Origin of the sequence: Bythopirellula goksoeyrii (genome assembly GCF_008065115.1) — a bacterium.
In the GTDB taxonomy this organism is placed as follows: Bacteria; Planctomycetota; Planctomycetia; order Pirellulales; family Lacipirellulaceae; genus Bythopirellula; species Bythopirellula goksoeyrii.
Genome location: NZ_CP042913.1, coordinates 4707563 through 4720528, shown reverse-complemented (window position 1 = coordinate 4720528; position 12966 = coordinate 4707563). Strand labels below are relative to the sequence as shown.

12 protein-coding genes and 1 tRNA gene are annotated in these 12966 nt (G+C 51.4%); 1 reads left to right on the top strand and 12 read right to left on the bottom strand.

Features of this window, described 5'->3' with window-relative positions; all coding sequences use genetic code 11:
• Positions 1–36: 36 nt before the first annotated feature.
• From Pr1d_RS18535 to Pr1d_RS26760, 7 genes are all read right to left on the bottom strand, one after another.
• Complete coding sequence (locus Pr1d_RS18535; RefSeq protein WP_148074921.1) at positions 37–906, bottom strand: HAD family hydrolase; 870 nt, start codon at positions 904–906, stop codon at positions 37–39.
• A 41-nt stretch (positions 907–947) separates the two neighbouring features.
• Positions 948–2249, bottom strand: a complete 1302-nt coding sequence (locus Pr1d_RS18530; RefSeq protein ID WP_148074920.1) for a diphosphate--fructose-6-phosphate 1-phosphotransferase — start codon at positions 2247–2249, stop codon at positions 948–950.
• A gap of 181 nt (positions 2250–2430) precedes the next feature.
• The gene (locus tag Pr1d_RS18525) at positions 2431–3867 is read right to left on the bottom strand and encodes a M12 family metallo-peptidase (RefSeq protein ID WP_148074919.1); all 1437 of its coding nucleotides are present in this window, start codon (positions 3865–3867) and stop codon (positions 2431–2433) included.
• Between the two features lie 446 nt (positions 3868–4313).
• Complete coding sequence (locus Pr1d_RS18520; RefSeq protein ID WP_148074918.1) at positions 4314–5003, bottom strand: transglutaminase family protein; 690 nt, start codon at positions 5001–5003, stop codon at positions 4314–4316.
• 70 nt (positions 5004–5073) lie between these two features.
• Positions 5074–5856: an anti-sigma factor gene (locus tag Pr1d_RS18515; protein ID WP_148074917.1), complete on the bottom strand. Its 783-nt coding sequence runs from the start codon at positions 5854–5856 to the stop codon at positions 5074–5076.
• Complete coding sequence (locus Pr1d_RS18510; protein ID WP_148074916.1) at positions 5853–6536, bottom strand: RNA polymerase sigma factor; 684 nt, start codon at positions 6534–6536, stop codon at positions 5853–5855. Before Pr1d_RS18510 ends, Pr1d_RS18515 begins: the two co-directional genes overlap by 4 nt.
• The gene (locus Pr1d_RS26760; protein ID WP_390622092.1) at positions 6511–7116 is read right to left on the bottom strand and encodes a DUF4864 domain-containing protein; all 606 of its coding nucleotides are present in this window, start codon (positions 7114–7116) and stop codon (positions 6511–6513) included. Before Pr1d_RS26760 ends, Pr1d_RS18510 begins: the two co-directional genes overlap by 26 nt.
• Positions 7117–7368: 252 nt before the next feature.
• Here Pr1d_RS26760 and Pr1d_RS18500 point away from each other — a divergent pair, with 252 nt between their 5' ends.
• Positions 7369–7851, top strand: a complete 483-nt coding sequence (locus tag Pr1d_RS18500; protein WP_168205345.1) for a TspO/MBR family protein — start codon at positions 7369–7371, stop codon at positions 7849–7851.
• 32 nt (positions 7852–7883) lie between these two features.
• Here Pr1d_RS18500 and Pr1d_RS18495 read toward each other — a convergent pair whose 3' ends face one another.
• The 5 genes from Pr1d_RS18495 to Pr1d_RS18475 all read right to left on the bottom strand — a co-directional run bounded on the left by Pr1d_RS18495 (position 7884) and on the right by Pr1d_RS18475 (position 12836).
• Positions 7884–9002, bottom strand: a complete 1119-nt coding sequence (locus Pr1d_RS18495) for a lactonase family protein (protein WP_148074915.1) — start codon at positions 9000–9002, stop codon at positions 7884–7886.
• Between the two features lie 56 nt (positions 9003–9058).
• A tRNA-Glu gene (locus Pr1d_RS18490) sits at positions 9059–9131 on the bottom strand.
• 159 nt (positions 9132–9290) lie between these two features.
• Entirely contained in the window at positions 9291–10217 is a 927-nt protein-coding gene (locus Pr1d_RS18485; RefSeq protein ID WP_148074914.1) for an ABC transporter ATP-binding protein, read from the bottom strand.
• Between the two features lie 64 nt (positions 10218–10281).
• Positions 10282–12519 (bottom strand): hypothetical protein, encoded by a 2238-nt coding sequence (locus tag Pr1d_RS18480; RefSeq protein ID WP_148074913.1) that lies wholly within the window; start codon positions 12517–12519, stop codon positions 10282–10284.
• A complete protein-coding gene (locus Pr1d_RS18475) occupies positions 12516–12836 on the bottom strand; it encodes a MazG nucleotide pyrophosphohydrolase domain-containing protein (RefSeq protein ID WP_148074912.1) in 321 nt (106 codons plus the stop codon). Before Pr1d_RS18475 ends, Pr1d_RS18480 begins: the two co-directional genes overlap by 4 nt.
• Between the last annotated feature and the right edge of the window lie 130 nt (positions 12837–12966).

The window sequence follows — 12966 nt, the reverse complement described above, 5'->3', positions numbered from 1 at the left end:
AGGCTGTTAGCAATCAGTCGTAAGCCATTTCAAAGGTTATTTTGAGTCCACTGGCCAGGGCGGGGTGGCGGGGAGGTACTGATTAAACTCATCTACTAGCTGTTGTTGGTAGTCACCTGCAAAGGTGCCTGCGAAAAAGCGATCGATTCCTTCATCCAGAAGTCGCTTCCAACTGGCTTCTTCTTGACCTGGGTTGATGGGAAAGAACAGGCAGTTGTTGGCCACGGCGGCTTTGTGATCGCCCGGGGCATCGCCAATCATCATCGCTTTGTTCGGATCGTATTGACCGGCGACCACAAGGGTTTCCTTCTTCGTGCCCGACTCTTGGCCACAGATTGCCCGCACATAGTCAGCCACGCCATGCTCTTGCCACTCGGCCTCAAGGGCTGCGTTGGGTGTGGCTGAGACGACCAACATGTCTGATCTCTCGCCAAGCTTCTCGAGACATTTTTTTACATTCGGAAACGGTGGCACACCACGCACCATATCGGCGATGGCTTCATTCACTGCACGAGACCATTCCAGTGCTTTCATCAGATCTGGATCCCCCGTCGCTTCAGTTGCTCTTTCCAGGGCAGGGTTACCAAGTTTGGTTTCCTGTTCGATCCAGTTAATCACACCCTCAGGGCGAGGCACTCTCACTCCGCGAGCCTTCACCTCGGGACGTCGGCGCAACCAATCGAGTTGCTCTACCAGCGCCGGGAATCGATTGATCCCACGACTCTTGGAGTAAAGATTCACAAACTCGGCTGCTTCGCGGGCATACTTGCTCACGCCTTGAAGTTCGTAGAAGTTGACAAATGCCGGGATGAAACATTCTTTGTGCTTCACTTCCATGGTGTCGAAGACGCAACCATCGGAATCGATGCCCACGAAGAACTCGTGCTTGGGGGTAAAATCTTTCATGCTTGCCCTAGTTTCAAGGATTCTTAATCTTGCTCAGCGAGTTACGCAGGAGCCTTACTACGGTCAGCCTGCGGTACATACTTGCCAAGCTTCTGCTCTGCAAAAAGTGGCTTGAGACGGGCGAGACGTTGTCGACCATTTTCCATCGGCAAGCTCACCATCGTATCGCCTACCAGCGGCTTGCAGTAGTCGACGAAGTCATTGGAAACGTCGAGCCCATCAGCAGAAATCCACTTTTCAGGGAACGTCCGTTCGCTGTTGGCCACCTCGGGCAGCGGAACCTTGTCATAGGTCACGCCGTAGGTGGAACCGGGTTTGCGCAGGATCGTGGACATGAAGCCGCTCTCTCCTGCAGCGGCCAGTTGCAATGCCTTCACGCCCACCTCATAAGCCTCATCGAGATCAACCACCGAAGCGTAGCCGATGGAGTTCCGCTGGTCTGTGCCTGATACATTGCAGCGGGCCGCACCCTTCGCTGCAAGGCCTGTTGAGTTGAGGTAGTTGACGATTAGCTGTGCCACGGTGAGTTGACTGGCTCCGAAAGAGGTGTGACCGAAAGAATCTTTTACTTCTCCCAGATCACCCACGTCGAGCCCTTCGCTTACAACCAACATCGCCCGCCCATCGCGTTTGAGTTGGTCATTTACATTGTCGGCCACTTGCTCCAAAGTCACCTTTCGCTCTGCAAGATAGATCTGCAACGGCATCTCACGATTGGGGTCTGCCAACCTCGCTGCGGCTGGAATGAACCCGATCTTGCGACCCATCGCTTGCAATACCAAGACAGGATCCGCAGGAGAGGAACCCGCGTTCTCTTCGTTGGCATTTTGCACCATATGCATCCAGTACTTGGCACACGAGCCGTAGCCGGGGGTATGATCGATAAGTTTGAACTCGCTATCGCCAACGTCGTTGTCAATCGTCTTGGGAACACCAACTCCGATGAGATCCAGTCCCCGCTCCTGGCCGAGAGCCGCGACCTTATTGGCCGTGTCCATCGAATCGTTGCCGCCGATGTAGAGAAAATATCCAATATCATGGGCCTTGAAGATCTCGATCACTCGATCGAAATCTTCATTTTGCCAGCTCTTGAGTTTGTAACGACAGGTGCCAATTGAACCGGCAGCAGGAGTGAACCTTAGCAAAGCTATTTCTTCGGAAGATTGTGCCGATAGATCGATCAATTCTTCTTTCAAAACCCCCTCGATGCCGTGATGGCCTCCGTAGATTGAGCCAATCTCAGACGACTCGCGGGCCGCTTCTACAATACCTCTCAGCGTGCTATTGATCACACAACTCGGGCCGCCACTTTGCGCGACAACCATATTCTTCGGACGACCCATTTCTTGAACCCAGCAATCTCTTCTAGCAAGCCGCAATTTAGCGGGGATTTCAATGAACGATACTAGTTTTTGCCTAAGCAACTTCTAACAGAATCAAGTATTGTAGCGGCAGGAAAGCGACCCAACAATTGGCACGCGGTTGCAAAATATGGCCTGAACAATACGGAAAATGCGAAATTGACTACTGATAAATCGGCAAGCCTAAGATGCGCTGTTCGATTTTTTGCAATTCTGCGTTCAAGAGGGCGCCGTCATTTTTCGCATATTGGGTGCGAAGTTTATCCCCTCGAATCCCTTCGGCCAAGCCGTCAAGTTCTGGTAGATAACGACTCACGGTAAATCCGTCTGCAAGTTGCTCGACCTCAACCTTACCGGCCAGAATCTTTTCAGCAAAGATGATTCCCGCTCGGTTTGCTGCCATGTCAACAAAACTAAATCCTGTTCCTCCATTCGCATCGAGGACCTCTTTGGCCAATCCGACTCCCCGAGCATTTGAGCCACCTAGCGCAACGGCCAAATGGGCTGAGACGAAGAAATGCTTAGCCAGATCGGTGCGGCCGCGCATCGTTGGTTCTCCGAGCAGAGCTTCACGATCAACTCTTTGCTGCTCTGATTCCACTTGCGATACCAAACCTTTGGTAAAAGGAAAAGAGAGGAGTGCTCCCTCGGTGTCCATGAAGATCCCTAGGGCAAGTAGCATCGCTTCGGACTGTTCGTGGGTTTTGAACTCACTGACCACCGCAGCCGCTTCCCGTACAAAGCGAGCTGTCAAATCGTCGCCAGTTAAATTACTTTCTGCATGATGCACACCCTCGGCAGTATTCTTATCTGCGCGGGCTTTTTCTAGCTTGGCCATTTGAGTGAGTTGACGTAGTACTTCTCTTACTTCCTGAATCAATCGAGGAGAGGTGGCTGAAGCTACCAACCGCTTGTACTGTGCTGCACCAGGATCATTCGGAAGTGCTTCGGCCAAAACTTCGTAAATCTCGATCATACGCTGCTTGGTGGGCAGTGAGACATCTCCAAAGCTAGGGACATGTCTTTCACGCAACTCGTCAGTGACCAGCGACATCAACAACGCGTTCACCGGATCGAACTGGATTCTTCCACCGAACGTCGCTGGTTGTCGAATATCGATTACCGGTCGCATGACACTAGTGGGTTCTGGACTGTGAGTCGCGCCCAGAAAATGTCCGAGTTCATGTACCAAAAGTTCGAGCCGATGAGACTCCCGCACGTTACGAGCCCGCTCCTTGAGCAAGATGTAGGGAAACAAAGTACCACGACTGCCACCCATGTGGGTGCGTCCAGAACTGACCTCATATTGACTGCTGAAACCGATTACCAGCCGAACTCCCTTCGATGAGACTTCACGCTCGAACTCATGCATGGATTGATGGAAATCATGCGTAGAGTTGTTAGAGTCCCAAGTCTCGACCCCGACCACCTCGAGTTGAACGCCACAATTCACCTCTAGGATTTGCGAAGCTGCTGCCACTCTTTCCCGCAAACGTGGTTCCCAGATTGAACGATGCGTAGGTTCGTCGTCGTCGACAGCTATTTTGACAGGAATTTCTACTAACCCACTCTTATGTGCGACGTTTGAATCTTTCGCCATTCGAGCCTGGGGTTCCAGATCGCTCTTCCCGAGGCCAATTTTCTCTAAGGAAAGAGAATTCTTTCCCAGACCTTGCCTAAAGAAATATGCACAACCTGGACTTAATTCGAGGGTCTGAAATATCAGCCCCTGGCCAAATCTCACACTTAGGCTCCGATTGAAGAAAACAGGCCGCGAGTCTCCCGGAGATATTGTTAGAGAACGTTTGACCTCCCCCACAGGATGCAGTTCGATGGAAACGCTGGCCTGGGTTCGATTGGAGAGTACCGCCACGTCAGCGCTGAGCTGTTGATTTACCAACAGTAGAAAAAGCAGACTGAGTCCGCGGGAAGCGATTCGGCTTATTTTCAGAATCAATGATGAAGACACTTAAACCACCAAGAGAACATAAACGCAAGATATCAAGCAACTCTTGCCATTCTACCTTAGGAGGATAAAACGGCGAATCACTTTTCTAGAAGTCCCAATAGTTCCTGCATCGCCAGCATGTTTCGCTCTTGTCCCGTGGCGGTAAATACAGAAAGAAGATTCACCAGCATGCGGGCTAACCACTGCTGGTGAGTCGCTCGTGGCAGCCACTCTGTCGATACCACTAGGGGCCTTCCGGCTGTCTGCTCGATCCGTTCTTTTGCTTCCTGGACAGTTAGCACGCTCCCACCGAAAAAAGGATCCACGACCATCGATCTGCCAGACACACCCTCTGCAGATTCCACTTCTGCCATGAAATGACCTGGTGAATTGATGCCGTACACGGTAAGGCCTACAAGTTCAGCAACACGTTTGTAGATAAGCACCAATGTGATGGGTAGCCCTTTATGGGAATGCAATACGTCGGGCAAGTAACTGTTGGCCGGATTGTAATAGTCGTCCGTATTTCCTCGAAGACCGAACACATCGAATAGCACATCGTGTAGGTGAGCCAACAAGGCTTCCTTTGAATTGGAGTGGACTCGCCGCTGTACAGTTGTCGCAAGTTGCTCAACGACCGTTTCAGCTTCCACAATTCGTGCCTCGGGCCGTTCATGGAGGGCAATCGCAAATGCCGCTCGAAAAAGCCCGGCCCCGGTATCGAGATTTGCAATTTCCGCCTCAAAGAGCTGATGGGCGGCAGGTCGGCAATAGATGGGAGTTCGCATACTGTTAGTCTAACGAACGCTAGAGGCGTCTGCATCGAAATGCTGCAGAGCAGTTTATGTTGCGACTAGATCATTCGATAATGCCTCGGAAAAGCACATTGTCTCCTGGATGAGCCTCCGAATCAGTGTCTTCTACTGTGAGCCAAAGCCCTGAGTATTCCGATGACCCTTCGGTCAGGTCGATCACGGCACTAGCAGTTCGATGTTCACTGACTGGGAGACTTGCCAACCGAACAAAGTCACCAGATTTCAATTCTGCCCACAATTGCACGACTGACTTGGGATCGGTAGCCGGGAGGCCAGCGGCAAGTACATGCCACTGCTTCACCGCCTCATTGCGGACAATCGAAAGAGTAATTCCTTCCTTGCTAGCCAAAGGCTTGAGTCCCACCGTATGAAACCCAGGAGAATTTGGTTCTAGTGCTGCGTCTCCCCAAGTTTCTTGCTTGGGTGAACTTGCTACATCAATTCCCTCAGGTAGGAGTTTCCAGCATAGGGCAGCAGTGACAGCACCCAATAGCGAAGCAGCCAAGACATAGGGCATAATACTACGCTGAAGCGTCTGTTCATTGCTTCGTTCTGGAAGGACTACGGTCTCTTTTATAGAGACAGTTGATGACTGGTTCGCATCGGAGAGAATTTTGGACATGATCCTCTTTTCGACCGAGAGTGGAACATCGACAGAATCAAGGCTCACTCCCAAACTTGCCCAGGCTGCAGAGATCTCAGCGAGCTCCCGAGAACACACTTTACATCCCCCGTCTAGGTGATTGCGCATCTCAGCTTCGGCCGAGGGGTTGAGTTGCCCCAGAGCATACTCCAAGAGTAGATCTTTTCGATCTTCGCAATTCATTCTTGATTTCGCTCCGGGAAAGTTGAGGATAGTTTTGCTCTGAGGTGACTCAAACCTTGTCGAATTCGACTCTTTACGGTTCCCAAGGGGGACTGCAGGCGGTCAGCAATTTGCTGATGGCTAAGCCCCTCGAAGAATGAAAGTTCCAATACTTCCCTCTCCGTGACATTCAATCGGCCCAGGGCCGTTCGGACCAATTGAGCTTCCTCTTTTGTGCTTATTTTGTCTTCTGGAGACCCAATCGGATCGACTGAATTGCTCTCCAAATAAGGTGCCAGATTGTCGACGACTAGACTCCCCTTTCTTCCCAGAGTTCGCAGTCGGTCTATAGCACGGCTGCGCGCTATCAAAAGGATATACGTCTGAGGTGAGCTTCTCGATGAGTCATATCGCTCAGGATTCTGCCAAATTTCCCAAAAAACTTCGGATAGCACGTCCTCAGCTGCTTGCTGGTCGCACAGAATTCGCAAGCAGACGGCGAATGCCTTACCACCAAATTGTCGCAGGAGATTTTGAAAAGCACTCTCGTCTTGCTTTTTAAGTGCAAACATCCAGCGCACACCCAAATCCCCCCCCGCAGGAGTAACAACCTCCTCGGGAGCCAGTGGTAGACCAGATTCGGGGTGAAACGCACTCATAAATCGCTTTACGTGTTCAGGCAACGTTTGGGCACCAAACATCGTTGGATACCCCAGTTCTATTCATTGGTTTCCGAGGGGACCAAACCGTTGGGGGACTCGCCGATTCTGGGGGAGCCAACGGCTGCAATGGAAAAACGCCTTCCGTCATCCAGCATCCAGAGTATTCCCCTTCTTTTTGTCTGCCGAGCAGGAATAAGAAAGCCTGTAGTTTACCCCGAGAATCGAGCATGGTCACTGTGACAGATGCATGATCATCGTGAATTTCGGGCTTCCCGACTAGCAACTCTTGTGGTTTCAGGAGTGCATCATAGGGAGGCCTATGGACCATACTGGCAAATCGTGTAAGTGGTCCCGTTATAGATTTGTTAGAAGGGGAAGCAAAGGCAAAGCATTGACGAATCCCGACAGTTTGATTGGTGGATCCCAATCCATCCAGTTGAATGCTAACGACTTCTTCGGGGCTGAGGTGAGATGCGGGTTCAATGAGTTTCTTGTTGACAACTTCTCCCAGCAATTCTGGAGAGTCAAGCTCGCGATCTTGTAGACTATTCAACAGGAGAGAGACCAAGAACTGAATTGCGAGAGTTGCCAGAAATCCGAAAACGAAAAAGCAAACCACTACGACAAAAAGTCCGCCGCGGCTGGTATCGTCTTGAAGTTGTAGGTCGCCACTCACTGCAATCGAGTTACCAATGGTAAAGGAGAAGTGTACCCATACGGCGAAGATTACTATTCAGACTAGATGAGGATTTGGGGCAAGTCAACTTGATTGCAGTAGAAGTTTGTCGCAAAACTGGCAAGAATGAAGTGGCAGTCACCATATAATTGTGACCTCTAGACACTACTATAAGAACAGCCAGAAGGAGAAACAATGAATGACCGAATGCGTTGGATCGGCCTGGTCCTATTCATAGTGCTCTGTCTTTCTGCAGGTGGACTGGGGGCGACTGCCACGACTCCTGAAATCGATGGCTGGTATCAGACTCTAAACAAGCCTACATGGAATCCGCCATCCTGGATTTTTGGTCCCGTATGGACAACGCTTTATCTAATGATGGCAATTGCTGCATGGCTTGTGTGGCAGGAGAGAGGAATACGTGCTGCAACTTTGCCACTTTTCCTCTTCGGCGTTCAACTACTATTGAATCTTGCCTGGTCGTGGATCTTTTTTCGGTACCATCAGATTGGTTGGGCCTTTGTTGATATTGCACTACTGTGGTTGGCGATTGTTGCGACCACTACGATATTCTTTCGCCATTCACATTTGGCAGGTTGGCTTTTGATTCCCTATCTCTTATGGGTTAGTTTCGCCGCAGTTCTCAACTTTTCTATTTGGAGGCTAAACTTGGGATGAGTTACTGATCCATCCCACATGCACCAAAATCGTTATGGTTGGAACACGATGCAAATCGGAGCAGGTGAGCTCACGGATTGACCGGTATAGTCCAACTCTCCTGAATCTTGGTCAATCTTGAAAACTGAAATTGAGTTGGAGTCTCGACCAGCGACGAGTAACCACTTGCCACTAGGGTCGACGTTGAAATTCCTGGGATGCTTGCCGTGGGCCGCTTCGACTTCGATGAACGTCAGCCTCCCCGATTGAGGGTCGACTCTGAATGCAGTAATCGAATCATGGACACGATTGCCTGTATAGAGAAACTGGCCACTTGGATGCATACGGATTTCAGAACAATTGTTCCCCGGGGTTCGGAGGTCTTCAGGTATCGTGGGAATCGTTTGTATGGGTTCCAATGAGCCGGCTTTAGAATCGTATTTAAAAACCGTAACAGAGAGCCCCATCTCATTGACGACGTAGGCAAATTCGCTGTTAGATGAAAAGGTCATATGACGGGGACCGCCTCCTGGAGGCGAATTGCCATGGCCATATGACTCGAGGGTCCCGGTCGCTGGGTCAGTTCGATAGATCTCGACTCTGTCTGTGCCCAAGTCCGGGACCAATAGGAAGCTATCGTTGGGAGACGGATTCACAGAATGAGGGTGCGGAGTTTCTTGGCGTGAAGCGTCAGGTCCTGAACCTTTGTGTTCAACGAGTGCAGATCGAGCCTCAATACTCCCATCCTCGGCCAAGGGGAAGACGGCGACGGTTCCGTCGCCATATTGTGCGCTATACAGGCAGCGAGTAGTAGGATCAATAGCGACATGGCACGCTCTGCCTCCGCCAAGAGGCTGTGTATTCATAAGCTGGAGCGATTTGCCATCGGAACCAATTTCAAAAGCCGCCACACCTCCATCACCGTTGGGCAGTCGACACGCCGCGTACAATCGCCTGCCATCGCTGCGCAGAGTGAGAAATTCTGGTTCACCGATTTCGGCAACTAACTGAGGAGGCTCCAGTACTCCTGTTTCTTCGTCAAGGATCGTACGATAGATGCCTTCCTTTTCCCCCTGCTGTGGCGCCCCCATGCCAACCCAAACAGTGGCATTATCCGCATTCGCTATCTGGCCGACGAGAAAAAGCATCAGGCAAGCGCACAAGACAGACATATGAAGCCCCTGAAGGTTCGGAAAATGAAATAGAACCGCTTGCTGCGCTAACACAGTACCCCGTAGGGGAGTCGAACCCCTGTCTCCGCCGTGAGAGGGCGGTGTCCTGGGCCACTAGACGAACGGGGCGAGGACGAATGCGGAGTGTGGAATTCGGAATTCAGAATGCAGCGACTCAGCATCAGAACTGTCATTTTGGCCTTCGCGCCCACGTTGTCAAGGTGACGGAGCTAGCCGGAAATGCTTGTCTTACCCTCCATTCAGCAATCCGCATTCAGAATTCCAAATTCAGGAAGTAATTCCCTTGGTCAGTGTCATGAAGGCCGTTTCCAGGTTGATTTCTTCCTCGCCGAGCTGGGTGAGCGATAAGCCGTTGTCAAGCAGCAATCGAGCGAGCTGACTGTAGTCGTGGTCACCAGGGATAAGCGTGACCCGCAGTCCCTGCTTGCCTACTTCAACCTTCTCGACCATTTCATGCTGTTCGAGCAGTTTGGCGGCTGCCTCTCGATCATCCGAGACGTCGATCTTGAGTACCGACTGCTGTCGGACCTGTTTCATTACATCAGCGACGTCGGCATTGACGATCAATTCTCCCCGCTCGATGATGCCGATCTTGTTGCAGATGTCGGCCAACTCCGGCAAGATATGGCTGGATACCATAATCGTCTTGCCCATGTTGCGTAATTCCTTGAGCAGGCCGCGGATCTCAATACGTGCGCGGGGATCTAGACCACTAGCGGGTTCGTCAAGCAAGAGGACCTGAGGATCATGCAACAACACCCTCGCGAGGCCAAGCCGCTGGGTCATGCCACGCGAAAGGCTGGTCACTAATTCATTGCGTTTGTAGCCAAGATCGACCAGATCGAGGACTTCGTTGCAAATCTTGCGTCTCTCGGGTCCCTTAATACGATATGCCGCAGCGAAAAACTCCAGATACTCGATCACTTGCATATTGTCATACACGCCGAAGAAATCAGGCATGTAGCCAATGATGCGGCGAATTTCTTTGGGCTTCGTGTAAATCGAATAGCCACCCACGTAGGCCTCGCCCCAGGTAGGGTTGAGCAACGTGGCCAGGATCCGCATGGTCGTTGTTTTGCCAGCTCCATTGGGGCCGATGAATCCGAACACATCCCCACGTTCGAGCTTGAGCTCGATCTTGTTGATGGCGAACAGGTCACCGTATTTCTTAGTTAGGTCGTGGACTTCTATCACGGGTGTGGCTATTGATTGGTGGCAAGTGGTTGGTATTCAGCGAGACGGGTCGTCACAACCTCGGTCAAAGTGAATCGTTCTGCTCGTTCGGTCCCACGGGCAATAAGAATCGATAGTAAACCCAATGGCGATCTTCATCACTTCCCAGTGGTTTGTCATCGTCAAACCACTGGCTACCAGGATTGCTGCTCTTGGCTAGTAGGATCGCCAGGTCAGGTTGTTCCAGGAAATGACTCATATCCAAGAATGACTGATAACGGTCCAACATGCCAGTATAGCGACCGCCGCTAAGTGCGTGAAAGAACATCATCGTCTTGGTGATTCGTGTGACATCTTCTTGCGCCAGCCGAAATGGGACTGTGCCGTCTGAGGCCGTATTGGTAATGGTTGTATCCCCCGCAGTTGCACTTGTAAGCAGTGTTTTTACCATCCGGGGCTGTTTCGCTTCGCTCAGGTCAATCGTCAATCCGGCAGGGATTTGCCCCAGATTCCAGGCCCATTGTCCGTAGAGTAGCACGCAGTCTTCCAGCGTTTGGTCCGATTCATTGGCAATCGTCCCTCCGAGCAATTGCTCGTCAGTCCGAGACAATGCGGGATCTAACGGTGTGGGCGCCTTGGCGTTCCATCGTGAGGTGATCGTTTTAGTAGACCACAATTGCACTGGAACATTTTTCATAGCGCTCAATTCCGGGGAAAACTTATAGCCTCTATCAAATAATGACGTCTGACCGCTACTCGATTGCATGCCTCCCAGGGAATATCCTGGCTGCCCAAGCCAAGCAACCAAGTGTTGATTTTCGGGTGCATCTCCCTGACCAAGAAGTGCCGGCTGAAACGAAAGATCAAATTCATTCACTTGAGGTGTAAAAAAGTGCGTCCAAGTCGTACCGCGGACTGCATTGTTACTCACATCGAAATCAACGACTTCAACTTGATTGACTCGCAGTTGATCCCCCTTCTGCCAGTTGGCAAACCAATAGGCACCTGCTGACACAGCGGCAACCATGAGTGGGAAACTAATCCACGTGAACTCGGGACGCTTCAGAATCTTATTTACTAGATAATAGTCACCGGGACCAATCAGCAGGATGTAGCCCACCACGAGCAATGCCACCAAAGCAAATGGCACCACGGTAACACCCACAAACGACTGATCAAGCACATTGCGGAGTTGGGTAATGATATCCTCGTTACTTACTTCGACCGTATCACTGGCCCCCGATTGCGAATGAATGCCATTTCCCCAGTCAAGGGATTTTCGCAGGAAGCCAATACGACCTGGCCAATCACGCAGGGGAGGCCTGTCAAAATCCAAGCCGACAAATGTTAACTCTCCGAAACCTAGATAGGAGCGGATTACCAAAGGAATACTCTGGGGGCCTCGTCGAGCAATGGCCTCTTGCCTGCCTCGAATGTCGGTGAGCAAGGGAACCTGGAAGTTGACGCGTCGATCAGGAGTGATCGATTTTTCGGATCCGCTATATGTTTCCAGTGCTTGGGACTGCTCGATGTCTACGATCTCAGAAAACTTGCCCGGAACCAAATCAGCCAGCGCACCACCGGATCCTAACAACTCCTCGGCCTGCGAACCACAGAAGAGCACAACTTTGCCACCCGTTTCCACCCAGCGGCGGATCGCCTCGGTACGCGCAGGATTTTGCAATAGAGGACGATACAAATCGGCTTGTGAAGTGGATAATATGAGGGTATCGACTCCTTCATATCCTTGCCACTGAGTCGGCAGATCGGCCGTAGATTCTAATTGGATGAGTCGCGTCCTAGAAAGCTCATCATCTGCTTCATTGGCCAGCAGATCACCAAGTCCCAGCGAGGGACCAAGAGTGACTATTAATCGATTGGTTGCAGGCAATCCTCCTGTTATGACCCCGTCGCCGGCTTCTGGTCCAGCGAAGAAAGTACGTGATACACGAACCTTGCGATCGTCTGAAATAAACCTTGCTTCAAGAGGCGCACTGGATTGACCCACTCTAACAAAAAGAGGTACAGTCGTGGTTCGACCTGGCTCGATCCCGACGGGGCGATTGGGAAGATTCACGACCGTAGTCGGCACGCCATCTCCATCAGGAACCGTGATGTGGACGGTTCCTGTGAGAGCTTGCGATCCTCCCTCGATATCTACTTGTACCGGGGTCCAGCACCCCAGTTTGTAGGCATTGGCAAATCCGATGCGCACATCGGTAATGCGGGGTTTTTCCACTTGGGCCTGCACAATGCCAACCAAGAGAAACAGGTAGGCGAAAGAGTGCGACAGTTGTTGTATTATCCTGGTCGGGAAGATCACGGCTTCTCCGCGTCGTCACAGGTACAAACCAACAAACCACAACCCGGACACCCCTCACCATACTTTTCAGCGACCGCTGCTGAGAGATCAACACCGGCCACGTTGGCAATCGTAGTCAGCCAAGCGAGAACATCTGCGAATTCTGCAGCCTGTTCGTCAGGGGTCCCTTCGCGTAGGGCCGCTGCCAGCTCACCAACTTCTTCCATCAACCACATAAAGGTCCCGTCGATACCACGCGCCACGTCCTTTTCTAGGTACATCTGTCGAATGAGTTGCTGGAAATCTCGAAGCGAAATGGCAGGATCAGTTGTTGGCATGGCACTAAGCGGTATGAATTGAGAATAGAAACTCCTTCACTTAAGGATAATCGCCTGCTGGCGTTTGAACCAGTGCTAGAAGTTCTCGATGATTGCTAGTATCCTGGCATAGTGGTCAACACGAAACACG

Excerpts from the sequence above, each read along its gene's own strand:
- Pr1d_RS18535 (WP_148074921.1), bottom strand. The coding sequence starts at position 906 with ATGAAAGATTTTACCCCCAAGCACGAGTTCTTCGTGGGCATCGATTCC.
- Pr1d_RS18530 (WP_148074920.1), bottom strand. The coding sequence starts at position 2,249 with ATGGGTCGTCCGAAGAATATGGTTGTCGCGCAAAGTGGCGGCCCGAGT.
- Pr1d_RS18525 (WP_148074919.1), bottom strand. The coding sequence starts at position 3,867 with ATGGCGAAAGATTCAAACGTCGCACATAAGAGTGGGTTAGTAGAAATT.
- Pr1d_RS18520 (WP_148074918.1), bottom strand. The coding sequence starts at position 5,003 with ATGCGAACTCCCATCTATTGCCGACCTGCCGCCCATCAGCTCTTTGAG.
- Pr1d_RS18515 (WP_148074917.1), bottom strand. The coding sequence starts at position 5,856 with ATGAATTGCGAAGATCGAAAAGATCTACTCTTGGAGTATGCTCTGGGG.
- Pr1d_RS18510 (WP_148074916.1), bottom strand. The coding sequence starts at position 6,536 with ATGTTTGGTGCCCAAACGTTGCCTGAACACGTAAAGCGATTTATGAGT.
- Pr1d_RS18500 (WP_168205345.1), top strand. The coding sequence starts at position 7,369 with ATGAATGACCGAATGCGTTGGATCGGCCTGGTCCTATTCATAGTGCTC.
- Pr1d_RS18495 (WP_148074915.1), bottom strand. The coding sequence starts at position 9,002 with ATGTCTGTCTTGTGCGCTTGCCTGATGCTTTTTCTCGTCGGCCAGATA.
- Pr1d_RS18475 (WP_148074912.1), bottom strand. The coding sequence starts at position 12,836 with ATGCCAACAACTGATCCTGCCATTTCGCTTCGAGATTTCCAGCAACTC.